At 43.9% G+C, this 25427-nt stretch carries 21 protein-coding genes; 10 read left to right on the forward strand and 11 right to left on the reverse strand.

From position 1 onward, the window contains the following. The first annotated feature begins 55 nt into the window (after positions 1-55). The 3 genes from QUB68_RS20450 to QUB68_RS20460 all read left to right on the forward strand — a co-directional run bounded on the left by QUB68_RS20450 (position 56) and on the right by QUB68_RS20460 (position 4141). Complete coding sequence (locus tag QUB68_RS20450) at positions 56-1201, forward strand: citrate synthase (protein WP_332995869.1); 1146 nt, start codon at positions 56-58, stop codon at positions 1199-1201. Between the two features lie 413 nt (positions 1202-1614). Then, the gene (locus QUB68_RS20455; protein WP_332995871.1) at positions 1615-3144 is read left to right on the forward strand and encodes an Eco57I restriction-modification methylase domain-containing protein; all 1530 of its coding nucleotides are present in this window, start codon (positions 1615-1617) and stop codon (positions 3142-3144) included. A gap of 19 nt (positions 3145-3163) precedes the next feature. After that, a complete protein-coding gene (locus tag QUB68_RS20460) occupies positions 3164-4141 on the forward strand; it encodes a BsuBI/PstI family type II restriction endonuclease (protein ID WP_332995873.1) in 978 nt (325 codons plus the stop codon). Positions 4142-4814: 673 nt separating this feature from the next. Here the strand turns inward: QUB68_RS20460 and QUB68_RS20465 are convergent. The 4 genes from QUB68_RS20465 to QUB68_RS20480 form a co-directional block, all read right to left on the reverse strand. Continuing rightward, positions 4815-5330: a DUF29 family protein gene (locus QUB68_RS20465; RefSeq protein WP_332995874.1), complete on the reverse strand. Its 516-nt coding sequence runs from the start codon at positions 5328-5330 to the stop codon at positions 4815-4817. A gap of 204 nt (positions 5331-5534) precedes the next feature. Then, positions 5535-7649: a bifunctional arginine dihydrolase/ornithine cyclodeaminase gene (gene argZ / locus QUB68_RS20470; RefSeq protein ID WP_332995876.1), complete on the reverse strand. Its 2115-nt coding sequence runs from the start codon at positions 7647-7649 to the stop codon at positions 5535-5537. Positions 7650-7892: 243 nt separating this feature from the next. After that, entirely contained in the window at positions 7893-11108 is a 3216-nt protein-coding gene (locus QUB68_RS20475) for a PAS domain-containing protein (RefSeq protein ID WP_332995878.1), read from the reverse strand. Between the two features lie 568 nt (positions 11109-11676). Beyond that, a complete protein-coding gene (locus QUB68_RS20480) occupies positions 11677-12615 on the reverse strand; it encodes a glycosyltransferase family 2 protein (RefSeq protein WP_332995880.1) in 939 nt (312 codons plus the stop codon). Between the two features lie 328 nt (positions 12616-12943). Between QUB68_RS20480 and QUB68_RS20485 the strand changes: the two genes are divergently transcribed. From QUB68_RS20485 to QUB68_RS20495, 3 genes are all read left to right on the forward strand, one after another. Beyond that, positions 12944-14146, forward strand: a complete 1203-nt coding sequence (locus QUB68_RS20485; protein ID WP_332995882.1) for an argininosuccinate synthase — start codon at positions 12944-12946, stop codon at positions 14144-14146. A gap of 221 nt (positions 14147-14367) precedes the next feature. Further along, a complete protein-coding gene (locus QUB68_RS20490; protein ID WP_332995884.1) occupies positions 14368-15057 on the forward strand; it encodes a Uma2 family endonuclease in 690 nt (229 codons plus the stop codon). A gap of 59 nt (positions 15058-15116) precedes the next feature. Further along, positions 15117-15704: a Uma2 family endonuclease gene (locus QUB68_RS20495; protein WP_332995885.1), complete on the forward strand. Its 588-nt coding sequence runs from the start codon at positions 15117-15119 to the stop codon at positions 15702-15704. 112 nt (positions 15705-15816) lie between these two features. Here the strand turns inward: QUB68_RS20495 and QUB68_RS20500 are convergent, their stop codons facing one another. Beyond that, complete coding sequence (locus tag QUB68_RS20500) at positions 15817-16590, reverse strand: pentapeptide repeat-containing protein (RefSeq protein ID WP_332995887.1); 774 nt, start codon at positions 16588-16590, stop codon at positions 15817-15819. Between the two features lie 326 nt (positions 16591-16916). Between QUB68_RS20500 and QUB68_RS20505 the strand changes: the two genes are divergently transcribed. The 3 genes from QUB68_RS20505 (at position 16917) to QUB68_RS20515 (ending at position 19592) form a co-directional block, all read left to right on the forward strand. Continuing rightward, on the forward strand, positions 16917-17351 hold the full coding sequence (locus QUB68_RS20505) for a hypothetical protein (protein WP_332995889.1): 435 nt from the start codon (positions 16917-16919) through the stop codon (positions 17349-17351). A gap of 233 nt (positions 17352-17584) precedes the next feature. Further along, on the forward strand, positions 17585-18631 hold the full coding sequence (locus QUB68_RS20510) for a hypothetical protein (protein WP_332995891.1): 1047 nt from the start codon (positions 17585-17587) through the stop codon (positions 18629-18631). 61 nt (positions 18632-18692) lie between these two features. Further along, complete coding sequence (locus tag QUB68_RS20515; protein WP_332995893.1) at positions 18693-19592, forward strand: type IV pilin-like G/H family protein; 900 nt, start codon at positions 18693-18695, stop codon at positions 19590-19592. A 36-nt stretch (positions 19593-19628) separates the two neighbouring features. Here the strand turns inward: QUB68_RS20515 and QUB68_RS20520 are convergent, their stop codons facing one another. The 3 genes from QUB68_RS20520 to QUB68_RS20530 form a co-directional block, all read right to left on the reverse strand. Next, positions 19629-20243, reverse strand: coding sequence for a Uma2 family endonuclease (locus tag QUB68_RS20520; RefSeq protein WP_332995895.1), 615 nt, complete (start codon positions 20241-20243; stop codon positions 19629-19631). Positions 20244-20431: 188 nt separating this feature from the next. Continuing rightward, complete coding sequence (locus QUB68_RS20525) at positions 20432-21166, reverse strand: hypothetical protein (RefSeq protein ID WP_332995896.1); 735 nt, start codon at positions 21164-21166, stop codon at positions 20432-20434. 259 nt (positions 21167-21425) lie between these two features. Next, positions 21426-22049, reverse strand: coding sequence for a DedA family protein (locus QUB68_RS20530; protein WP_332995898.1), 624 nt, complete (start codon positions 22047-22049; stop codon positions 21426-21428). A gap of 324 nt (positions 22050-22373) precedes the next feature. Here QUB68_RS20530 and QUB68_RS20535 point away from each other — a divergent pair, with 324 nt between their 5' ends. Further along, positions 22374-22715 (forward strand): STAS domain-containing protein, encoded by a 342-nt coding sequence (locus QUB68_RS20535; RefSeq protein ID WP_332995900.1) that lies wholly within the window; start codon positions 22374-22376, stop codon positions 22713-22715. A 51-nt stretch (positions 22716-22766) separates the two neighbouring features. On the opposite strand, the gene QUB68_RS20540 is transcribed toward QUB68_RS20535, so the two are convergent. From QUB68_RS20540 to QUB68_RS20550, 3 genes are all read right to left on the reverse strand, one after another. Next, the gene (locus tag QUB68_RS20540; RefSeq protein WP_332995902.1) at positions 22767-23420 is read right to left on the reverse strand and encodes a hypothetical protein; all 654 of its coding nucleotides are present in this window, start codon (positions 23418-23420) and stop codon (positions 22767-22769) included. After that, positions 23413-23967 carry an Npun_F5560 family protein gene (locus tag QUB68_RS20545; protein ID WP_332995904.1) on the reverse strand — a complete coding sequence of 185 codons (555 nt, stop codon included), beginning with the start codon at positions 23965-23967 and terminating at the stop codon, positions 23413-23415. Before QUB68_RS20545 ends, QUB68_RS20540 begins: the two co-directional genes overlap by 8 nt. 329 nt (positions 23968-24296) lie before the next feature. Beyond that, complete coding sequence (locus QUB68_RS20550) at positions 24297-24926, reverse strand: class II aldolase/adducin family protein (protein WP_332995906.1); 630 nt, start codon at positions 24924-24926, stop codon at positions 24297-24299. Positions 24927-25427 lie beyond the last annotated feature (501 nt).

Raw genomic sequence — 25427 nt, forward strand, 5'->3', positions numbered from 1 at the left:
TGGTTTCTGGTAATGTACTCTCAGTAAGATTCAACTCACACAACACGGTGTCGCAATGGTCGTCGGCGAATTCAAACCAGGTTTAGAAGGTGTTCCCGCCACCTTATCCAGTATTAGTTACGTAGACGGACAAAAAGGGGTGCTGGAATATCGCGGGATTAGCATCGAGGAACTAGCACTGAAAAGTTCTTTTGTGGAAACTTCATATTTATTAATCTGGGGCGTACTTCCGACAAAGGAAGAACTAGAAGCTTTCGAGCATGAAATTCGCTATCACCGCCGGATCAAATATCGCATCCGGGACATGATGAAATGCTTTCCCGAAAGAGGACATCCCATGGACGCGCTGCAAGCTTCAGCGGCCGCCCTGGGCTTGTTCTACTCGCGCCGAGCTCTGGCTAACCCAGCATACATTCGAGAAGCTGTAGTGCGGCTGCTAGCCAAAATTCCGACAATGGTGGCGGCGTTTCAACAAATGCGGCGGGGAAATGACCCAGTGCGGCCGAGGGATGATTTGAACTACTCGGCTAACTTTCTTTATATGCTGAACGAGCGAGAACCAGATCCGCTGTTAGCTAACATTTTTGACGTTTGTCTGACTCTGCACGCCGAACATACAATCAATGCCTCTACATTCTCGGCAATGGTAACAGCTTCGACTCTGACTGATCCTTACGGGGTGATTGCTTCAGCAGTTGGCACTTTGGCTGGGCCTCTGCACGGGGGAGCGAATGAAGAAGTGATTGAGATGTTGGAGCAAATTGGTTCGGTAGAAAATGTGCGGGCTTTTGTCGAGAAATCCGTCGCAAACAAGGACAAAATCATGGGTTTCGGACACCGAGTTTATAAGGTGAAAGATCCGAGAGCAACTATTCTCCAAGGGTTAGCGGAACAGTTGTTTGAAAACTTCGGCCGCGATGATTATTACGACATTGCTGTCAAGTTGGAAGAAGTGGTTGAGGAAAAAATGGCTCACAAAGGAATTTATGCTAATGTAGATTTCTATTCGGGTCTGGTTTACCGAAAAATGGGAATTCCGACGGATTTGTTTACGCCAGTTTTTGCGATCGCCCGGGTTGCCGGTTGGCTAGCTCACTGGAAGGAACAGCTAGAGACAAACCGCATTTATCGCCCGACTCAAATCTATACGGGTACTCACGGTGAGCCTTATATTGCGATCGAGGACAGGCCCCAATCCTAACCTCAAAGCTGTAGCCGTAGGGTGCGTCGCCTTGCAAAAATCTCTCAATAAAAATCGACTTTTCGAGTAGCGACGCACCTTACCAAAATGTTGGTTTTTTTTCCTCATCTCTGGAAAAGAGCAGGTGCGTCGCCATGAGATTCTCGCTGTTGATGAAGGATTGTCGATGGCGACACACCCTAGGGCTTAACTTTGAGAAGATAAATTTTTGGGGCGATCGCCAAAATTAAGAATTGAGAAGCGATCGTGGTATAATAGATCATTGGATCGGACAAATATGATATTTTAGTTGAGCAAATGTACTTTACTGCCGCTCAACTTAGCCGTTAGCTACACAAAATATAGTGCATCCTAAATTGAGTCAAATGAGAGATAATGTTTATAGTTTATAAGACGGGCAAGGGTAAAAATCGTTGAATCGGCAATCATTTATTGAACCAAAAAACGATATTATTAGCCTTCAAAGTGCGTTTCTCAGATCGAAGTCATTAGAAAGCAGGAAGACTTTAGGGCAGTTCTTCACCGGGTCGGTTGTGTCAGATTACATGGCATCTCTGGTCGTCAAACCCAAAAGTAATACTGTTCGCATTCTGGACGCTGGCGCAGGAACTGGTATATTAACTGCCTCTACTGCTTTGCATTGCTTAGGTATGGGTTGTAGGACTGTTCATGCTGTACTATATGAACTTGACTGTGAAGCCGTTGTTAGCCTTGAACAAACACTGAAGATTGTTCAGAACAAGTTTTGTAAACAGCTAGGAACCTTCACTTATGAAATTTGTTGTGAAGACTTTGTACTTGCTAGACCAGATAAGAAAGAAAATATTCAGCCATTTGATATATCAGTAATTAACCCGCCATACTTTAAATACAGTGCGAAAGATTCACCTTATGCTAAAGCGGTAGCCGATTTGTATCACGGCGATCCGAATATATATGCTTCATTCATGGCAGTTGTAATGGCTTCCATGAAGGCTGGTGGGCAAATGGTCACAATAACACCTCGCAGCTTCACAAATGGACTATATTTCAAAGGTTTCCGTGAATACTTACTGACTGAATCAGCACTAAGCTTGATTCATATTTTCAAACACCGAGACAAGGTGTTTAATAATGATGACTCATCGGTGCTTCAAGAAAATATTATTTGTTACCTCGTTAAAGGTAGTAATACAAACACTATAACAGTTAGGTCGAGTGACTGTGATATCAGCATCAACCATGCTGATGAAAAACAATATCCAGTTCATTTAATCGTCGATTCTTCAAACAATCAACGATTAATTAGAATTCCTGAATCGGCTTGTGCTGCTGTCATTTTGCAGAAAGCTGAAACTTTCAAAACTACTTTTGAAGATGCAGGATATTTTATTTCGACTGGTCGTGTGGTCGAACATCGCACCCGTCAATATATCACCAAAGAAACTAGGACAAAAAATACAGTTCCGCTATACCGTCCACACAATGTGACACCATTAACTGCAACTTGGACGGGTAACCATAGGAAAGACGTATCCTTCAGCCTTAATGAAGACCATGACAAACATATGATTAAAAATGGTACTTATGTGTTGCTAAAGCGTTTTTCATCCAAAGACGAAAAACAGCGATTGGTCGCTAGTGTTCACCTTGCCAAGATGCACTATTGCGAATGGATTGGTTTTGGCAACAAGACAAATTATATCGGTGTATTAGGTGGTGAATTATCTACTATTGAAGCCTATGGTCTTGCGGCTGTTCTTAATTCATCATTCATGGACAAGTATTTTAGGTGTATTTCGGGAAATACTCAAGTTAATGCTACTGAAATTAGGGTGATGAAATTTCCATCCCGTGACCAAGTGAAAGAAATTGGTGAGCAAGCACAAAAGCTGATGCTTTTTGAAACGGCTAAAATTGATTTAATCGTGAACCCAGTTCTTGGTGTAGTGGATTTAATATAAGGGGTAGAAATTGGGATTTATGGTACAACAACAAGAAAAACTTAATGAAGCGAAAGCATTATTGACCGCCTTGGGGCTGCCAAAAGCACAGTGTAATAATCGATCAGCATGGGTCTTTTTGGCGTTGGCTAACATAAAACCTTCAGATAACTGGAGTTCATCAACAGCAAAGCTTTTGCAAACCGTAAAGATCATGGAATTCATCCGTAACGAATATGGAATGGATTATAAGCCGAACAGTCGCGAAACCATTAGACGGCAAACACTTCATCAATTCGAGCAAGCCCGTATTGTTGATCGAAACCGAGACGACCCTACACGAGCAACCAATAGCAAAGACAATAACTATTCATTGAATCGGTCAATATTGGAAATTCTGGCGGAATACCCGAACGGCGGCTGGTTGGGAAAAGTTCAAAATTACAAAGACGCGGTGCCCGAATTGAAGGCACAATATGAACGCGCTCTTGATATGCACAAAATTCCAATTAGCTTACCAAATGGCGAAACTATCACGTTGTCACCTGGTAAGCATAATCAGCTTCACGCTGACATTGTTCACGAATTCTGTTCGCGCTTCATCGGTTCTGGCGGTCGATTGTTATACATTGGTGACACCGCCAGCAGTCGAAAAGAAGGCGGAAAGCTGATGTTCCGAGAAGCCGAATATCTGGAATCTCTAGGTGTAACCCCAATGTCACATGACAAATTGCCAGATATTGTAGTGTATGACGAAGATCGGGAATGGCTATTTTTGATTGAAGCAGTTACCAGTCATGGTCCTATATCCCCAAAGCGTTGGATTGAACTTGAGGAAACCTTCAAAGATTGTAAGGTAGGTCTTGTTTACGTGACAGCGTTTCCAGACCGTGCTGAATTTCGCAAGAATGCGGCTGATATTGCATGGGAAACTGAAGTGTGGATTGCAGATAACCCTGATCATCTAGTTCATTTTAATGGTGAGCGTTTCCTCGGTCCTCATGGTAAAAGTATCTAACAAGCGCTTGCACGCAAAAAGGTGACACACGCTATATCATTGCCGTTCGTTGAAGCGTAAGCCGTTAGACCCTTGGAGCTCGCATCGTTGAGATTATTTATTTCTATTCGAGATTAGGCCAGCAAAAATAGTTAATTTAGTTGCTAGGTTTCGAGAGATAATTGCCGATCGCCCTCTAAAACACATCAAATCATTTGAGAATATTTGTTGTTGAGCGAGATAGCGATCGCCTTTAGCAAACTTGAGAAGATGATTGTTGAGGCGATCGCATAAACTTTGAGTGAAAATTTGCGATAATATACTAATTTAGAGGAAATATGAAACTATAAAAGCGATCGCTACTACCAATCGGGCTTTTTCTGCTTTACACATTTTCCATAACATGGTTTTGTTGGTCAATTATTATCATAGGGAATAGATATTTTAATACGCTTTGGTATGGTGAACCTCTATCTTGGATACCATACACAATCGGAGGTTTAGGGCCAGCCATTAGTTCTTATCTAATTCATCGACAATGAAGGGAGCATCTTCATTCCTGCCCTCTAAAATACAATTTCTCAGGTCTATTAATTCCTGTACCATTGCTCTTGACCTCAATATTTATAGGAATTTCGCAAGGTGTGCAACGCACACCCAACGCGCGAGATTACCGACTATCTAGTAATGTTTTTTAACTGTCTACATTCCACTCTTCACCCCCAGGTAACTGCGATAAATATTCGTCGATCGCATCCTCGAATTCTCCTCTAGCATAAGTGTATGTCAGGGATAGTAGCTGATTTGCGATCGCAACCATTTGCTCTCTGTCCACCTTCTTAGCAAGTTGAGCGCGGCTTAACCTTCCTTCCAACACTTCCCTACTAGCCTCACGAATTGCGGCTTCTAGTTCATCTTCTATGAAAAGCTCCCACTCATCGGCATTGATATAGTAAGATGTTTTATTATCTTTGAGATTGAGCTTTTTAATACCTCGAACAGAATTAGCAATAGAAGCGGCCCAAGAATTTGTTAAACGCTGTTCTACTTGGTTTTTAATGAGGTGGATTAGCAGAATTAGTAAAAAAGACCCGATATTCCGCAGAGTTGCTTGTTTGCTCATGCCCTCTAATTCATCGACAATGAAGAGAGCATCTTCATTCCTGCCTTCTAAAATACAATTTCTGAGGTCTATTAATTCCTGTACCATTGATTTTCCTCTCAACATTTCTAGGAATTTTGTAAGGTGCGCATTGCGCACCCTACGCGCTCTATTCTTGAGTCCGGGGAGGCGGACATTGTTTGTGTAGACGCGGTTTCAACCGCCGAGTCTACATTGTTTGTGTAGACGCGGTTTCAACCGCCGAGTCTACACCGTTTCAACCACCGAATCCGCGCCGAATCCGCCCTGAATCTAAACAGATTGAGTTACATGATGGCGGCTAGTCAACTTATCCAATTGATTCACCAACAAACTCAGGAACAATCCCACATCCGTAACAACTCCAGTAGATTCGATCGACCCCCGATCGCTCAATTTAGTCACCACCGCCGGATTAATGTCCACACAGACCATCTTCACACCAGCCGGAGTCATATTTCCCACACCAATCGAGTGCAGCATAGACGACAGCATCAGCACCATATCCGCGCCCCGTAACAGCTCAGTATACTCTTCTTGAGCCTTAACCATATCCATTTGCGTGTCAGGAAGCGGCCCGTCATCGCGGATTGAACCAGCCAGCGAAAAGGGTATATTGTGCTTCACGCACTCGTACATCACACCGCTAGTAATCAAGCCTGCTTCAACGACTTTAGCAATACTGCCATAACGCCGCGTGGTGTTAATCATTTTCAAGTGGTGTCGGTGTCCGCCGCGCACAGCAACGCCGCGTTTCATGTCAACTCCCAAAGAGGTTCCCATGCTCGATTGTTCCATGTCATGAACCGCGATCGCATTTCCGCCCAACAACGCTTGCACATAACCTTCGCGAATCAAATGCGCTAGATGTTCGCCGCCGCCGGTGTGGATTACCACAGGCCCCGCGGTAACTACAACTTTACCACCCCGATCGCGAATTTGGCGCAATTCCCACGCTACTTGTTCCACTACCAATTCTACCCGGCGCTCACTAGAAACGCTCCCAGACATAAAGCTAAATTCCTGAGAATTACGCTGTTCCCGCGATTCTGTTTTGCGGATAGTGCGGATACCAACCACATCGACAACGACTTTTTCACCTACTTTTAAATCGCGCAACAATTTGCACGTAGCCACCGGGCCTCCTGCGGTTTCAGTAATCGCAACTGCACCGTCCATCCGCTGATTTCGCGCTTTCACCCACTGGCCGCTTACCCGCACTTCCGTGGGATAAATCGTACTAACGTAAAAGTCATCCGGGCCGACACCATCTTGCACTACATCTTCTAAAATAGCGTCGCAAATGTCTTGCGGCGGCGGCACTGCACCCAAGTCAATCAGCAATCCCATGATTTCTTCCATCACATCGTGGGAAGGTGCCGAAACTTTTACATCCGCAGATGATGTGCTTTGGCGCTGCTCTCCGAGATTGAAATTCAGCACTTGGAAACTGCCGCCGTTTTCGATAACTAAATCTAAAGCGCGGCTGATTAAACCCGCATCGAGCAAGTGGCCTTCCATGCGAATTGTGCGGCTTTCTACCATCACGTTTGCCGATCGATCTTCTTGCACCGGTTCCGTCACCCGCAGCGTCAGGCACTTAGCTGCACCGCCGGCTTTCAGGAATTCGCTCAGCGGCGTTTCAATTACTTGGAAACCGGCTTTAGTGATGCGCGTTTTCAAGCCTTCGCTGACCTTGTTCATTACCACAACTTGGTCAATATTGACAGCATTGCAAGCAAAATTTGCGGCATCAGCTTCTTCAATGGCAATGCGTTTTTCCGGCGCAACTCGCATTTCAATTAAGCGGTTTGAGTAGGAATCAAATGCTGCTGGATAGTAGAGCAAATAGCCGCCTGTCAGGGGACAAAAACAGGTGTCTAGGTGATAGAAACGTTCGTCTACTAAACGCAGCGACAGCACTTCTATGTTGAGCCATTTTGCTAGTAATGGGTGCGAGTCGAGTTCGGAACGGAAGCCGTATCCGGCCCACAGCCAGCGTCCTTCGCGATCGAGCAAAGCATCGCCAGCGCCCTCAAACGGCAAGTCTTTGGGCAGTTCGTGCACGGTGAAACCTTTGCTTTCAAACCATGCTTTGAAATAGGGTTCTTCGCCTTGGCGCTCTTTGTGATAGAAGCGGCTGAGGACAAAAGTATTGCCTAAAAGCAAGCCTGCATTGGCGGTGAAAACCATATCCGGCCAGCCTTTTTCGGGCGGCACGAGGTCTACAACGGCATTGTCTTTGAGGACGTGGTAGAGTTTCTCCCACTGTTCGACGGCGCGATCGCGCGATGATTTGTGGACGTTGCCCTCCATCCAAGGGTTAATCACGTAATCTACGTCGTAGTGGTCGGGAGCGCACATGAGGAAGCGAATTGAGTCAGTCATAATTCAGTAAAAATGTAGTAGATGCTACAGACGCAAGTTGAGATAATATGTATGAAATCAACTGTAAAATTCATTCCCAAGAGAAAGAGTGCAACGTCTAGCAGCGAAAAAAGTAGCCTTTAATTGTATCACGATTAGGATAATATCAAACTAAAAGCTAAACAGTTTGCTTGAAATATCAGAAAAAATATCAGGTTCTAACGCACCATAAAATAGATCCTTCCCTAACATCCGTTAAATCCGCTACATAATCCGTTGCCGAACTTTCACTTTTTGCGAAATCGGTAGTTCGATCGCAAATTCTGTTCCCCGGCCAACTTCTGAATCACACCACAACTTACCGCCGTGGCTATCTTTCACAATTTGGTAACTAATCGACAATCCCAAACCAGTGCCACTGCCGATCGGCTTTGTAGTAAAAAATGGGTCAAACATCCTTGACTGAACTTCGGGAAGGATACCGGGCCCATTGTCAGCAATCCGCACAACAACTTGATTGTCTCTATTTATTTCAGTGCTAATGCGAATCTGAGGATTTTTCTCAAACATTTGTCCAGCATCATTTGTAACTGTTGAAATATTGTTTGCTAATGACGAATGACTGATGACTAATGACTCTTCCACAGCGTCGATCGCATTCAACAGCAAATTCATAAATACCTGATTTAATTGCGCCGGATAACACTCGACATTTGGCAGTTCGCCGTAATTTTTAACAACTTGAATTTCCCGAAATTGTGGCTGTGACTGCAATCGGTGCTGCAAAATCACCAAAGTGCTCTCTATCCCTTCATGAATGTCGATTACTTTGCGCTCTTTTTCATCCAGTCTCGAAAAGTTGCGCAAAGACAGCACAATCTGCTTAATTCGGTTAGCACCTTGTTGCATTGAAGCCAGGATTCTCGGGAAATCCTCAGCGATAAAATCTACTTCGACTTCTGTCAATTCTTCGGCAATTTCGGGAACTGGTTCGGGATAGTATTGCTGATAAAGTTGGATCAATTTTACCAAATCGCCAGCGTACTGTGCGGCTGGAATAATATTGCCGTAGATGAAGCTAATCGGGTTGTTAATTTCGTGGGCAACTCCCGCTACCATTTGCCCGATACTTGACATTTTGGCGGATTGAATGAGTTGGGCTTGAGCATTTTTTAAGTCTTCCAGAGTTTGTGCTAGCTGTTGGGCTTTTTCTCGTTCTCGCTGTTCGCTAAATTGCAAATCTCCTTCTACTTGTTTGCGATCGCTAATATCAGTATGCGTGCCCGTCATCCGCAGAGGATTTCCCGCAGCATCGCGTTCCATCACCTTAGCTTGAGCCAAAATCCACTTCCACTCGCCGGATTTTGTCAGCATCCGAAATTCCTTTTCATAAGTCGGCTCTCTGCCTTCCAGGTGAGCATTTATCGCTGCTTTAGCCGGACGCACATCGTCTGGATGTACCAGTTGCTCCCACCCAGCGAAATTATTTTCTACCTCCTCTACTTCATATCCCAGCATCGTTTTCCACCGGGAATTAAAATAGACTTCTCCCGTCGCAAGATTCCAATCCCACAATCCCGTCGCACTGCCTTCAAATGCTAGAGAAAAACGTTCTTCGCTAATTTGCAAAGCAGCTTCGGCTTGTTTGCGATCGGTAATGTCCATGACTGTTCCCAACAGTTTGATTACTTCTCCGGTTTCGTTGAAAACAGATCTTCCCCTTGTTTCCATGTATCGAACTTGACCGCTGGGATGCAAAATTCGGAACTCTTTTTTATAGGAATTTCCTTGTGAGATAGCGAGGCTGACAGTTTGTTGGAACAAGTCTCTGTCGTCGGGATGATACATCTCTACAAGTTCGATATATGTCGGTTCTGGTGCGGTTGAGTCAAGATCAAAAATGCGAAATACTTCTTCTGACCAAGTAATTTTATTTGTCAGAAAATCAAATTCCCAACTACCGATATGGGCAATTTTCTGGGCGGCGGCTAGACTAGCTTCGCTCTGTTGAAGTTTCAGTCGCTGCTGTTTATCTTGTTCGAGAAGATTGGCTTGGGCGATCGCAATTCCCATTTGTGCCGCCACAGTTTTCAATAATCTGATCTCATCTTGCGTCCAGTGGTAGGGACGATCGTACTTGTGCAAGCCGATCATTCCGTTGGCTTTTCCCTGGTAGGAAGTGCGGACGGCTATCATCGACTTAAAACCTATTTTGCCGCATAAATCTCTGACATTTTCTAGTAGCGGTTCGGCACAAATATCGTCAGTAACTACAACTTTGTCTTGGGACAATACAAACTGAGCATGAGGATTGTCCTGCACGGAAATTTCTACATTTAAAAGCGATTTCGATTCAGATTTTGTGTACTGAGCCACACAAGGAATGCGGGGAATTGGATCTTCTGTATAGGTATGAATTAAGCAAGAATCGGCATTAAAAACTCGACCGATTTGGGCCGCCGCTGTTTGAAAAACTTGCTCCTGATTTAAGCTGTAGCGAATTTCGAGACTAATTGTTTCTAGCAAAAATCTTTGCTTGATTTGCCGTTCCAAAGCAGCTAAAGCTGTTTGCCGTTCGAGTTCTGCTTGTTTGCGATCGCTAATTTCAGTAGCAGTTCCCAGAATTTTCCAAGGTTTGCGATCCACTGTTCTGACAAACACGGTATCCAGGCTAACAAACCAGCAATATTCACCATTTTTGTGCTGGATTCTGTACTCAAACTCAAAGCTTTCACCGTCTTTTGCAGTCTCAATCCTGCTCATGTGTTCTGAGAATGCCGGCCAATCGTCAGGGTGTATTAAGTTAGGAAGAAATGCTGATGGCATTTGCTGTATTTCTGCCAGCGAGTAGCCAAGATCGGTATACAGTTCGCGATTGAGATACAGAGTCCGCTGTTCGATCACATCGTAAACGTACAAAACATTGGGATTCATTTTAATTATTGCCGACAGCCACTGCTGACTTTCTCGCAGTTGTGCTTCGATCCGCTTGCGTTCTTCTATTTCTGCTTGCAGCCGCGCATTTTGTGCTATGATTTGTTTAGAAAGCCGGGATAGAAGCAGTTGATTTTCGACGCGGGCTACTACTTCTTCTATTTCAAACGGTTTAGTAATGTAATCTACTCCTCCCAGCGCAAAAGCTTTGACTTTATCAAATACTTCATTTAAAGCACTGATAAAAATTACAGGAATATCTTTGGTTTCGGGACAAGCTTTTAGCTGTTCGCAGACTTGATAGCCATCCATACCGGGCATCATGATGTCCAGCAAAATCAAATCCGGTGGAGTGGACAGCGCAAACTTCAGGGCTAATTTGCCATCCTGTGTCGGCCGTACTTTATATCCCAGGTTAGAGAAAAGCTGGGATAAAAGGCGCAAGATTTCTGGGTGGTCGTCAACGATTAAAATATTTGGTTTTAAGGCATCGCTTTCAGATGCCCGTGTTTGTATTTTTGCATATTTTTGGTCAGATTTATTCACAACAGACCCCCTCAAAGTATTATTTTTTGAATTTATTTTAAAATTCATTAAATCCCACAACTGTTTGTGCATCTAACTATTAGCTTGCAGCAACAAGAGTATTGGGTAGACGTTGATTTATGGCGCGGATTTGAGCAATACAAGTTTCAATCAGCTCCGCATCTTGTTTTTCGAGCGCTGGCGGTTAATGAGCGACTGTATGCGAGGCCTTTATCAGCTATGTAGCATAAATCAGACCCTCAGCCTCCCTGTAACCATCCGATCGCCAAAATAGCGCACTCCTTAGATGTTTACTAATTGTATCATAAGTTTATAAAGGTTTTTTTTTCAAATCAAATTATCGCAGGCGATCGAGAAAACAGCCAATCTTCCTCAAATCACCGGCTCGATCGGCAAATTTCATTAAACGTCAAACTTTTACAGTGTTTAAAACCCAGTTTTTCCTGTATTTATCGGGTTGCTCGGACTTGTGTTTTCTCAGTATATCTACTTACTCTCTTTCGGCAACTACACAAGCCCTAACAAGCTCTGACAATATCTTATATGTTGTTTAGGCGATCGGGCTAATTTATGAAACTTTTGGATCAGCTTGCAATTCACCGTAAGCGGCATACACGGCTTTGACATTATACCAATTCAGAAAAATCCGAGCTATTTCTAAAGCTAACTGCGGTTTGCCTTGGTTAATCAACAACTGCAAAAAAGGAGTCATCGTCCGCTCGTTCAGCATCCCGCCCAAAGACAAAACTCCCCACAGTATTTGGTGCAAAACAGTCATTTGAATCATTAGCTTTACTTCCCAAATTGGGTGTTTTTGATAAAACAAAACTCCCATTCTCCCGCGCTGAATTTCTCGGTCAATCATGCCGGGTATTTGGTCTAACTTAAAAGCTGGATGCCAGTGATAGCCTACAGCCTGCGGACATTTAATCAGTTTTAAACCTAATTTTTTCAACCTGACACCCAATTCTAAATCTTCCCATCCGTACAGTTGAAAGCGATTGTCAAACAGTCCAGCTTCCAGCAGCCAGTGGCGGGCAATGGCGACATTTCCCGTAGCAAAATAAGCCGCTGAAAAATCGGTAATTTTGTAAGGTTCCGAGGTAGGGTTGTCAAAGTTGCAAGTATTGATGACGCTGCCGTAAGTAAAAACCGCATCAGTATCTCCGTAACTTTGTAGCAAAGCATCTGCGTGTGCTTGCAAAAAATCCTCTGTAACAACTAAATCGCTGTCAATAAAAATAATCGTATCGCCCTTGGCATCTTCAACGCCCAAATTCCGGGCGGCGGCGGGGCCTTGGTGAGATTGACAGATCGATCGCACGTGCGGCAAAAACTCGGCATCTGCGGCCAACCACTCGATCGTCCCGTCCGTCGAGCCGTCATCGACTACAATCACCTCATAATCGATGACACTACTACCAAACTGCTGATTTTCCAAAGCCAGTAGACATTTTGCCAAAATCGGTTTACGATTATAGGTCGGAATCACAACACTAAAAAACACAACTTTTCTCCATCGCCACAGTTACCGTATCCCACGGTAGCAGATTTTTCGCAGCAACTGGGCCGGGAAATAGCCAACTTTAGCAAAAAAAGAATATCTAAATCTGTACGATTGCTGACAAGAATCGATCGCAATTAGGTGCATAATACAAAGTTGGTTAAATTCCAATACGGTTGGGTTAAGCCCGATCTCCCTGGCACCCCCCTTAAAAAGGGGGGGACAAGAAATTGATCAAAGTCCCCCTTATTAAGGGAGATTTAGGGGGATCTCCGGGCAATAAACAGTTTTAACCCAACCGTATTAAGTTAAATTCAGGATGTAAATAGCAATGAGTCGCGCTAAAAAAGTTGTGCTAGCATATTCGGGCGGAGTCGATACCTCCGTCTGCATTCCTTACCTAATGAAGGAGTGGGGAGTCGAAGAGGTAATTACTCTGGCGGCGGATTTGGGACAGGGAGACGAATTAGAACCGATCCGCAAAAAAGCTTTGGCATCTGGTGCTTCGGAATCGTTGGTAATCGATGCTACCGAGGAATTTGTCAAGGATTATGCGTTTCCAGCAATTCAAGCTAACGCGCTTTACGAAAATCGGTATCCGCTTTCTACGGCGTTAGCCCGCCCGCTGATTGCTAAATTGTTGGTAGAAGCTGCGGAAAAATACGGTGCGGATGCGATCGCCCACGGTTGTACAGGTAAGGGAAATGACCAAGTACGGTTTGATGTGTCGATCGGCGCACTGAATCCCAAGATTAAAATCTTAGCACCTGCGCGGGAGTGGAAAATGAGCCGCGAGGAAACGATCGCCTATGGCGAAAGATGTGGCATTCCGTCGCCGGTGAAGAAGTCTTCGCCTTATAGTATCGATCGCAATTTGCTAGGAATGGCGATCGAAGCCGGAATCCTCGAAGATCCTTGGGCGGAACCGCCGGAAGAGGTGTTTTTGATGACAAAGGCGATCGAAAACACTCCCAACACACCCGAATACATAGAAATCGGTTTCGAGTGCGGAAAACCAGTCAGTTTGAACGGCAAAGAATTAGCACCAGTCGCCCTAATTACCCAACTCAACCAAATAGCTGGAAATCACGGAGTCGGGCGTATCGACATGATTGAAAACCGCCTAGTCGGGATTAAATCGCGGGAGATTTACGAAACACCAGCGATTTTAGTTTTGATGCACGCGCACCGAGATTTAGAAAGTTTGACCTTGACAGCAGATGTCACGCGATACAAGCGCGGCATCGAAGAAACCTACAGCGAAATGATTTACAACGGTCTTTGGTACAACCCTTTAAAAACAGCTTTAGACGCATTTATTCAGGATACTCAAAAACGAGTAACTGGAACCGTGCGCCTAAAAATGTTCAAAGGAAATGCCACAATTGTCGGCCGCAAATCCGAGTATTCGCTGTACAGTTTCGACTTAGCAACCTACGGCGCAGAGGATGAATTCGATCACAAAGCTGCCGAAGGATTTGTCTATGTTTGGGGATTGCCAACGCGCATTTGGTCGGAGAAGAATCGAGGCTAGAAATTAGTAGGTAGGGTGCGCATTGCGCACCTTATTTTAAATATCGGAATCGGCAGATAAGAATCGGCGGTTGAAACCGCGTCTACACAAACAATGTCCGCCTCCGCGGACTGAAGAGAAGATCGGAGTCGGCGCACCTGATTTAAAGTACGTAGGGTGTGCGCGGCGCACCGCATTTGCTAAGGTATAAATAGAATAATTTAAAAATCCCCGCAAATGCCATGACCGCCTCAATCTCAAGAGTTATTCAAACAAATATTACGGCAACTGCATCTCAGTGGAAAACCGCCACTTGGGAAGATTACTTGGCTTATCGCGACACTCCAAACGATAATGATAACATCGGATTGTGCTTTAATTGCGATCGGCTCTTGGTAATTGATATAGCAAGAGAAGGAATCAATCACGCCATCATCAATAACTTGTTTCCGATGTTATTCGCAATCTGGTTTAGCAAAAAATCAGAACAGATATTTAGTTTGCTAGGCGGCTGCTTGCTAGAAAAACCTAAAAAGCAAGCTGCATCGCCAGATTTAATGCTTTACCTCGGTAGCGAATACCCAACTTGGCAAACAGGAGAACGGCGTTATATCAATTTAGAACAGTGGCGAGTTCCTAATTTGGTTGGCGAAATCTCGGACACAACTTTAACAATAGATTTAGATGAGAAAAAATATCTCTATGCCGGTTTGGGAATTCCTGAATATTGGGTAGTTGACGTTAAAGGTTTGCGAGTTTTTGCCTTTCAATTGCAGTCAAACGGCAAGTATCAGGAATGCGAGACTTCTCTAGCACTTTCAGGATTGCCAATTTGTTTGTTGAATCAAACTTTGGAACGTTTGAATGCAGAAACAAATGGCAGTGCAGCTATGTGGTTTGCTCAACAGATTGCGAGCTTAAAAAAAGAATGATTGTGATATAATATGATTGCGGATACTAGAATTATAAAAAACTTAATCCTCAAAAAAAAATGATTGCCAATAAAAGCCAAAATTACATCTCCCCAGAAGAATACCTGAAATTAGAGGAACTCAGCCAGATTAAACATGAGTACATTCAGGGCGAAGTCTATGCAATGGCTGGTGCAAGCGATGCTCATGTGACTGTCGCCGGCAACTTATTTGCACTGTTAAGAAATCATGTTCGGGGTAGTGGCTGTCGTGTTTATATGTCAGACATGAAAGCGAGGATTGAATCTAAGAATCTCTACTACTATCCCGACGTGATGGTAAGTTGCGATGAACGCGACAAAGCATTTCAATCTTTTAAAAGACATCCTTGTTTAATTATCGAGGTTTTGTCAAAGGGTACAGAAGGGCTCGATCGCGGAGATAAGTTTGCTGACTACCAGGAGTTAGAAACGCTTCAGGAGTACGTATTGATTAGCCAAAAACGGCAGCGAGTGGAGTGTTTTCGCCGCAATGCTGAGGGGTTGTGGGTTTTGCAGTCTTACACGCCCGGAAGCGAAGTTTATTTAGCTAGTGTTCATTTTCGCACGACTATGGATGCTATATATGAGGATGTAGTGTTTACTGGAAATGATTCGGAAATCGAGTAAGAGTCGGCGGTTGAAACCGCGAGTATACCAATGAAGAGTCGGCGGTTGAAACCGCGACTATACCAACGAAGTCTGCCTCCGCAGACTGAAGAATCAAGATTTGATATGATACCTATTCCTGACTCAATATTTCCAAAAACTCTTGCACAACTAGATCCGGTTGTTCGCTGCATCGGGTAGCTTCGTAATGTTTAACAAGACAGATTCCAGAATTTATCGCCAGAATATCTACCGCTTCATCTGGTGCTGCATCTTCGGGCCCGTCAACCTCAAGAATCCCTAATTTGCCTTGGTGGAAGACGAGAAATTGAGCTTTTTGGTTTTGTCTGCCGGCGGGTGTTGTCAGTCGCAGTTGAGTGTTGGGGATGAAGAGGGCGGAAGTGCGATCGAGGGTTTCGGCAATTTTCACTTGTGCTTCTGAGTGGAAGCAGAAACCATTCCAGTCAATTTCGTTTTCAGAGTTATCTAATTCTGTTTCAGTGTTAGCGGTTATGGTTTTATCTAAATCTGCTTGACCATAATCAGCTTCATTTAAGTTTGCGAATAATCTAGCGCCGCTGAGATTTGCTCCACTGAGATTTGCGCCGCTGAGGTTAACTTCGATGGTCAGATTGCGCTGTATGTTCACTTGATTGCGTCGTAAGTATCGTTTCAATACTGATTTAAGATTATCTTTTTTTACTTTTTCTTCTAGTGCTTTTGATAGTAATTTCCATAATTTAGCACCAGCATCTTTGATATAATCATAGTCATATTCAGCACTGGCTGCAATTTCTTGATAAGACCGCCCTTCCCAGGATTGACGAAACACTATCTCTTGAACTTTGTTGAGGCGATCGTAGTTGAGGGCTGTTTCTGCGATCGTTAAAGCTTCGTCAACGGTCATGTGTCACAGTCCTCTCACAACTATAATTTATCCTCAACACTAGATTATACCGCAGTAGTCAGTCCTGAACGCATCAATACCAAAGAAACCGGGTTTTTAACCGATATTAAAGGCTCTGATGCAATATTTTCGTAAAAAACCCGGTTTCTGCCTAAGTCCTAAATAGTCTAACCACTTGGTGTCTACCCTTAATTATTACTTTTCTGTTACTTTTTTATTACTTTTTTATTTCTTAAGACTGATGTGGATTTGCTAAAGTGGAATGTAATCAATACAAACAGTGTTGACCCTTAAGTCTTGTGCCAAACCTTAGTCTAGGTTGATTTTTGCTGACTATTAATTTAGTAATAGGAAGTTTCATGTTAAACAAAAAGTTCGTAACATTCAGCTTGATTGCCCTATCTTACCTTGGTAGTGTAGGAGTATTGTCTACTTTAACTACGGGTTGTGATTTAATTAAACAAGATAAATCCTTGTCTGCAAGTAAAGCAGAAAAAATAGTGAATAAATGGAAATCTTCCCGAAGTGGAACAATTCAGATATTAGGAGTCCGCGAAAATCCAGATAATACTGCTGTAGCTACATTACAGGCTTCCAATTTAAGAGTTAAAACAGAATATAGAGAAGTAAACTACTCAGGCCCGGGCGAAGCTACATTCTCGCGCTATACCGATGGAAGTTGGGCGCTCACAAAAGTGGTTTTTGGTAATAATCTATTTGATACCGTCTACTGGAATGATCTCAATATAAAAGATGATTAGGTGGAAATAGGCAAAAAGTAACGGTACTAGCTTGATGTCGTTCTCAACAACATTAGGCTAATGATTAGAAATAGTCCTGGATGCAGGGGAGGTCAGAAACCGGGTTTTTTACGAAAATCTTTCGTTATAGCCCACAGATTAGGTGAAAAACCCGGTTTCTTTGGTCTTCATGTGTCTAGGACTGAGAAGGCAATGTGATTGACAAATAATTGTTAGCATAGGAGGAAATATTAATGTCATCAGGTGGTAGTGGCGGTAGTCGCGGTAGTGGTGGCCCTAGCGGACCTACAAGAAGAATAGGGATGGCTATAGTTTTGGGAGGTCTTGCAGGCGGTTTAGTGGCGGCTGCGAATATAGCGAATATAGGAACCTGGCTTTTTGGAGATAATGTTCTATGTAAATTTGGTATTTTGAAATGTGATAATAATCTACCAGACAATCCAACCCCACCGCCCAGCCCTAAATCTCCCGCTCCACCTGAGTTTCCTAAACCAGATCCTACTCCTTCATCGTCACCGACATCAACTTCTTCTCCAGCACCACAAACTCCAGCGCCAGTCTCGCCATCGCCAACTCCAACAGTATCTGTTGACGAAAAACCCTGCACAGTAGAGCAAAATGGCACTACCGCAAACCTTGGGTTTCTCAATAGTTCTTGCACCTTTACAGGGAATCTTAACTCTAACAATCAAGAAAGTATTTACCGTTTTCAAATAGACAATCCCAGTAACATCAGTTTATATCTTGGTAATGTGAATAGCGAAGTAGAAATGTCTCTATATGAAGATCAAACTGGGACTGGTGTGAAGAGCGGTAGACTAAACGTAGAATCGGCTTTTAACTCCAAAAAGGGAATTATTGACAGACAATTGAGTGTTGGCAACTATATTGTTGTGATTCGATCTCAAGTTAGAGAAACTCAATACTCACTTCAGCTTATCAATAATACAAGCCAAGCAAAAAATCTTGAGTTTCTTCAAGGTAGTATCCCCCTAACTGGAAGTGTTAGCTCCAACAATCAACAGCGTTATTACCGTTTTAAACTGGCAAATCCCAGTGACATCAATTTGTCTCTAGATGGTGTGAACAGCGAAGTGGGAATCTCTTTATATGAAGATCGAAGTGGGAATGGTGTGATTAGTGGTAGACTAGACATACTATCGGCTTTTAAAGATAAGCCTGCAATCATTAAAAGAAATCTGAGTGTGGGCAACTATATTGTTGTTGTTGGCTTCCAGGCAAGAGAAACCAATTATAATCTTACTATTTCTGCTCCTTAATTGATTCTTGAATTTAAATTTAATCGTCGATTTCTGCTCAAACTACCCAAAAGTAATTACTATGACTATACCTCAAAAGAACTCTAATCTTGCACCTTGGAAATGGGCATTAATTGGTGCTGGCTCGACAGTATTATTAGGTCTAGATGGCTTGGGATTCTGGAATTCAATCAATCCTCAAACTTTTCCAAGTTCTGTAGCTACTGCTATTACTCAAAATTCTGTTGCTAAAAAATTGATAGGTCGATGGCAAATACAAGTTTCAGGTCAGTCTTTCATATTAATTTTCACCCAGGAAGGGAAGTTATTTTTGTCTAATTCAGCTACTTCACTTATGGAACTTGAGTATCGTACTGACGTAAATCGTCAACCAAAATATCTAGATTTATTAGTAGGAAATCAAGTTATTGCAAGAACAATTTTTGATTTGACGGCTGATGATCAATTACGTTTAGAATTAGATAATATTGGAGAATCAAGACCTACCTCTTTTAGTTCTAATGCAAAGGTTTTTCGGAAAATATCTGAGCAAACGGCACTTCCTGCTAATCTTACAGTAGTTAATCTCGAAGAGCAACAAAAGAGGGCTAGACAGGCAAAAGCAAAAAATTATGTTGGTATGATGAATCAGGCACAACGAGCTGTTTACGCCGAAACAAATAGTTTCACATCTAGCATAGAAAAATTGCAACTAGGCATGAAATCAGAAATAGAAAATTACTTTTATAGCATTATTTTGAGCAACAATAACCGTTTTGTTCAATCAATTGCTTTGCCAAAGATAGATGGATTGAGAAATTATATAGGTATAGTTTATTTAGTTAAAAGCGCTAGTGGTGAACCAACTACATCAAGTATACTTTGTCAAAGCAATCAACCATCAAAAAAGCTTCCAGGATCGCCAGTATTTAACTCTAGGAGCAATCTACAATGTCCTGTTGGTTATTCTCAAATTAACTGAGTGGAGGCAAAAGTGCGATCGCACTTTCCCCATCCCTCACTCCTCAGACTCAAAATCCACACGATCGTACATTTCGCCCAAAGACATCTCAAACTGCACCGAACTCAACGCCAGAACCGCATCAGCACCATCATACTCAGACAAAACCCACTTATTATCATCCCTCTTAGAAAACTGTTCGACGTGCATCTCGTACTGATCGATCAAAACATACTCCCGAAAACTAGGAATAGAACGAAAAAGTTTAAATTTGTCACCCCGATCGTAATTTGCTGTCGATTTCGATAAAACCTCAGCCACCATCACCGCATTAGTAATCGTATCTTTTCTACCATCAAGAAACTCCAACTTCCCCGCCACCAGCATGACATCAGGATAAGTATAAACCCGCTTCGACGGCATCCACAAACGCAAATCGTTCATGAATACATCATAGGGTTGCCCCTTCAAAGCAAAATTCAGGGCCCCACCAAAATTCAGGGCTATACGATTGTGATTCGGTGTGCCGCCTGTCATAGGAATTATCTCGCCATCGTGGTATTCACTTCTAAATTCTGCCACCTCTTCCAGCTTTAAATACTCTTCAGGAGAGTAGTAAGGCTGTGGCTTACTCTCCATTACTTCTTCGCGAATTTCTGTTGATGCCGTCATACTACATCCTCGTGCGATCGTACTCACAATTATAACCGGATTAAGTGGGTACAAATAAATATTAGATGGGGAGGGCGGGTTTTGCCTCGATCAACTGGCTTGTATCATGGATTCTCGGCTAAACCCGCCCCTACCAAATACTATTGTTTTTTTCCAATGACCTACTTATCCGCAATCAAAACAACTGCTTACAGCCCAATATCTGTCATTTTAATTACCTTCCCCTCAAACTCAAAACCCCGATTCAAACCATCGAGATATTTCTCAATATTAGGCTTAACCCAAAGCGCCGCTTCCCCGTGTCCTAACTCCACAGCCCGATCGACTAATTCATACCAACCCGTCAGAGGAACTCCCGTCGCTTCCACCGCTTGCAAACAATCCCAAACCACCTTTGGCACAGATACCGGCGACACCGCATACCTCAACAATTCCTGTGCACCCTCCGGCGAAATAATCACATTACTCTCAACCAAAATCATACCCACATCTTCCTCCCTTTCCCCTTGCCAATTCACCTCGCCTCTCAAAACATAACCCCAAGGTTCGATAAAATTGTTGATGAGATACTGCAACCATTCCACATAATCATAAAACTTTTCCATGCCATTCCACTGAATCCCCCCGCCGTCAGCAGTCGGAATCCACTGACACCACAATCCTGGCTGAGTCTTCGGCGGGTGGTTGTAATCTACGATCGACAATTCCGACTCTTCATCCCACTTTTCATTGACAAAATAGCAGCCTTCCTTGCCCAATGGCAAACCCACAGCCGTTCTCGCCGTATCGGGAACATCTTGCAAAATTGCAGGATTTCGATTCATCCGCCTCGTCCGAGAAAACTCTAATAAGTAAATAGCTTCGCTGTCTAATAACCGTTTATTTAAATGAAATGTTCCGTCAAATATTGTAGTGTATCCCATGATTTTTATCTTTTATAAATGTAGAGGTGTAGAAGTCCACTTCAGTAAAAAGTTTATTGTTTGTGGAACGGGCTTCTAGCCCGTTGCTGATATTGGTACAAAATGTAAGTTTCATCTGTTCAACTATTCTTGTGAACGGGCAAGATGCCCGTTCCACGGTACAAAATGTAAGTTTCATCTGTTGCACTCTTTTCAAGAACGGGCAAGATGCCCGTTCCACAAGAAGATTGAGTTTTTTTTTGGGGAATCGCTTCCAATTTTACTTAGTCTTGTCCAAATTCCGCGACTCCAACCAAATAGGAATTGCAATCCAAGCAACTGTTAACAGTAAAGCAACTACCGCAAATTGAGCCGCCCAAGCTACCAACTTCTCCAAAGACACAACTTGTCCTAGGAAATATGACAAACTTACCATCACAGATGCCCAGCTTGCTGCACCCAGAACATTGAACAGCGAAAATTTCCAAAAAGGCATTTCTGCAATACCCGCTAGAGGGCTGGCAAAAATTCGCAGCAGTGCGATGAAACGACCCAAAAATACCGCTTTAGCTGCATTTTTGCTAAACTGTTCTTTGAGGTCAAACAGTTGTTCTTCCCGAAAGCGGAAAAATTGTCCCAGCTTCAGCAGTAGTGGCCAGCCGCCGTATCTGCCGATCGCATAACCCAAATTTCCACCCACAGTCGCACCGGCGATCGCACTTCCGAGCACAAACCAGTAATTCAGTTCCCCGCTGCCGGCTAAAAACCCGCCAGCAATAGTAATAGTCTCGCCTGGAAGAGGGACTCCCAGATTTTCTAGCAAAATTCCCAAAAATACAGCCCAGTAGCCGTAATCATGAGCAAACTGCTGAATAGTCTCTAACGATAAAAACTCAAAAGACATTCGATACTGCCTTCGTAAACTTTTGCAAAGCTCAATACTTTTATATATTGGCTCGATTCCGCCAATAGTGCAATCTTTCGCTGTGATGAAAAACACACTACACTTGCGATCGCCCGCCCAACTAAAAATTACCCTTCCAGGCATACTAGATTAATCGAGAATTGCTGCGGTTGCGTTGGGCCCATCGAAAGCCTATTTTCATACTAAATTTATCATCAGCCCGATCGCGCATCCTAAAACCTTAGCTAACATCCGCTGATTCTCGGTCTCAGAATCAGCAAGTCAACTCACTTATTCATACTTGACAATCGTAGGATAACAGCTATGCAATTTTCCTTTAACCAACACATCATCCTCCAACCTCACAACTGCCTCGACTCCCAAGCAGGTAGCCTCCTCCAGCAACAGCTAGCCGAGATTTTGCCCGATCGCCACAAACTATGGGTAATAGACATGGGCGACGTAGATTTTATCGACAGTTCCGGCTTGTGCGCCCTAGTCGGCGGACTCAACGCCGCCCGCCACCGGGGATGTCGCCTCGTCATCTGCAACCTCTCAGTCACAGTCAGGCTAATATTTGAAATTACTCAACTCGACCAACTATTTGAGATTTTCGACAGTTGCGAGCAAATTATCTCAACAGAAACTCCCGCTTTAGTTGCTTAATTAAAATCATCTGCCGAGTTGAAATCTCACATCTCAAATTTCAAATACACTTCAAACAACCGCAGAGCTAATTTGCAAATCATAAATAGGCTTATTTGTCAAGCAATACCAATGACAGACAAATAAATCCGGCACTTGAACGCCGACAGAAGCGATCGCAGGTGCAGCAGGAAAAGGCCAAAGCCGATCGAAACAAATCCTGTCCCCAACGAACCCAAACTGCATCAAATAAGTCGCAGGCGGCGCATTTAAAAGATTCACCAGCAAGCGGAAAGCCAACTCGTAAAGCTGCTGTCGCCAAACATCCGACAAATGCAGCGGCAAGGAATAACTCACCTCGCCAGACAACTTGTCAGATGCCGCTGCGATCGCCTCTGCATACAGCGGCCCCTTTGCAGTCAACACCACCGGCAGCCAAAAATTGCCCTCGCCCACGGGTACTTGTAGTTTCTGCCCCACTCGATCGCGCGCCGCCGCCACATTAGCGCAAAATCTAAACACATCTTGACCCAGAAAAACCAGATCGGACGGCAGATCCAGCGTCAAAGGACAAACGATCGCTCCACCATCGGCGATCGCACCAGAATAGAGTTCCGACACCCCACAGATATTGACTTCAGTTACAGGATCGGATTGAGCGATCGCCTCCAGGAGACGATCTGCCGGGCCCCGCGAATCGCCCGCCACAATCAAAACCTTAGACATTGCCAAAGCTCGGCATTTGAATCCCGCGATCGTCATCAGGATCGACACTCGGTAGATCCAGGCCCTTCGCCTTGCGATTGCGTACCGCCAGACGGTAAGTAACGCTTTGCAACTCGGTGTGCAACTGGCGGTTTTCCTTTTGCAGTTGATCTAACTTTTCCTTAATCGGCTCGATCCGCTCGGCAAACTTCTGGCGGTAAACTCCCGGCAATTCCTGCACCACTTGTTCCAGCATCCGAGAGCGATCGGTCAATTCTTGCACCGACTGCCGCAGTTGATAAACCTCTGTATCCCGATCGGCAATTTGTTCCTGATAAAAACCTACCTGTTCTTCTACAGCTTGCAGTTGTTCGCGCATCGCCTGCATTTGAGCTTTGTGGCGATCGGAAACTTCTGGCGCCGGTACAAAACTTGAATTTCCCTTTACCAGCCTAAAAAGTTCTTGAGACAATTGCTGCACCAATTGGTCGCGCATTTGCAGCTCTTCGGTGAGACGAGATACCTCTGATTGCAGTTCTTTTGAGCTTACAAGTTTAGTTGGATTCACAATGATTCTCAGCTTTTGTTATATGGTGTGTTTCTTTAAAATATCTTTACCTTACCTGACAGGCAAGAGGCAATTTAAAAGTTTTGAACCCGCGCCGGCTAGATCGATCGATCTGCCACAGGCCAACTGCCCAGCTCAGTTTAACTCACATCAGGCACCAACGCCATCACCTTAGCTGCTGACTACAGACTTATGCCATTTGAGATTAAAGATTAAAGAATTGGCAATTACTTATTCTATAAGGGTTTGGATCGCGGGTCTGTAGTTGCATTCTTTTTTTGAACTGGTATCGCGTCACATCCTCGGTTTTTTGTCCATCAACCCGGTTTCTACGCTTTTTCTGAGCATAGTGCCAGATCTCCTCTATAACCGATCGCAGCCGCGAGCACTTTGCCAGCTTCGTCCAAGGTGCTGCCAAAACAGATAATTCCGTCCTCGTGACCGGCCATCGCCATAATTTTGCGATCGCCCAAATTCTCGTCCTCAAACAGTCTAAACATTTCTAAGGCCATCTGAGGAGTGCCGTAAGGTATTTCTTTTCTAGTAGTAGGAATCTTAAACAGCAGTTGCTGCCATAGTTGAGGATTGTGGACGTGAATTATCCCCCCCACATCGAAACCGTGAAGGTACAGAGCTGCATGAGTCAGGGACTCCGACGAAGCTGGTACGGGGCCCCGGCAGCCGAGGAAATTTTGTTCTAAGTTAAATTCGGTAACAGTACAGTATGACTCAGGCCCCATAGCTCGCAAGTGTGCTGTCTGGGTGCCGGAAATCACGAACTGGCAAGAATTGCCAATCCTGACGCTGACGTTCCCAAAACCAATACCATTTTCGTAGACGCCAATTAGTCCCCACGAGTGGATTCGATCGCGCCAGTCTATCAAATCCGCTATGTCCTCAGCAGATACGGGTTCTGCCTGTTTCCAGTCGCAGCGGTACTTAACGACTCCTTCATCCATGTATATTTACTACCTGTCGCGTGCACGACGACACACAAGTCCGAGGCCCAGACTTCACCGAAGTTGTGAAACTGCTTTTTTGCCTGCTGCCTTTTGTCGATAGTGCATAAGTGCCTTCAATAGTCTACATTCCTGTGTCGCCGTAATTGGCGATCGACATTAGCAAAAAGTAAACTACGAAAGAAGAACCAATTATGCCAAATATCATAGTTGTGCCTCAACAGGTGATTGCAAAAGTTGAATGTGAAAACGAACGCTTGGAAGGATGGGAGTTTGTTCCAGGCTCTTGCCCGATCGAGTTTCTTCTGTGAAACTATGTAACCTACCCCAACAACTTATTCTTCTACACTACAGCATTTATACTGAGGTGACTTACTCCCTAAGAAAGATTTAACGAGCAAGTAGCCCTCGATCCGGTAACTCAGGTAAAAAACAACCGTATATTTACTGATTTTTTAAATTATACAGATCTTGCAGCGAGTCGAACACAAAAATCAAATA

This window comes from Microcoleus sp. A006_D1 (assembly GCF_036702805.1).
Lineage (GTDB): Bacteria > Cyanobacteriota > Cyanobacteriia > Cyanobacteriales > Microcoleaceae > Microcoleus.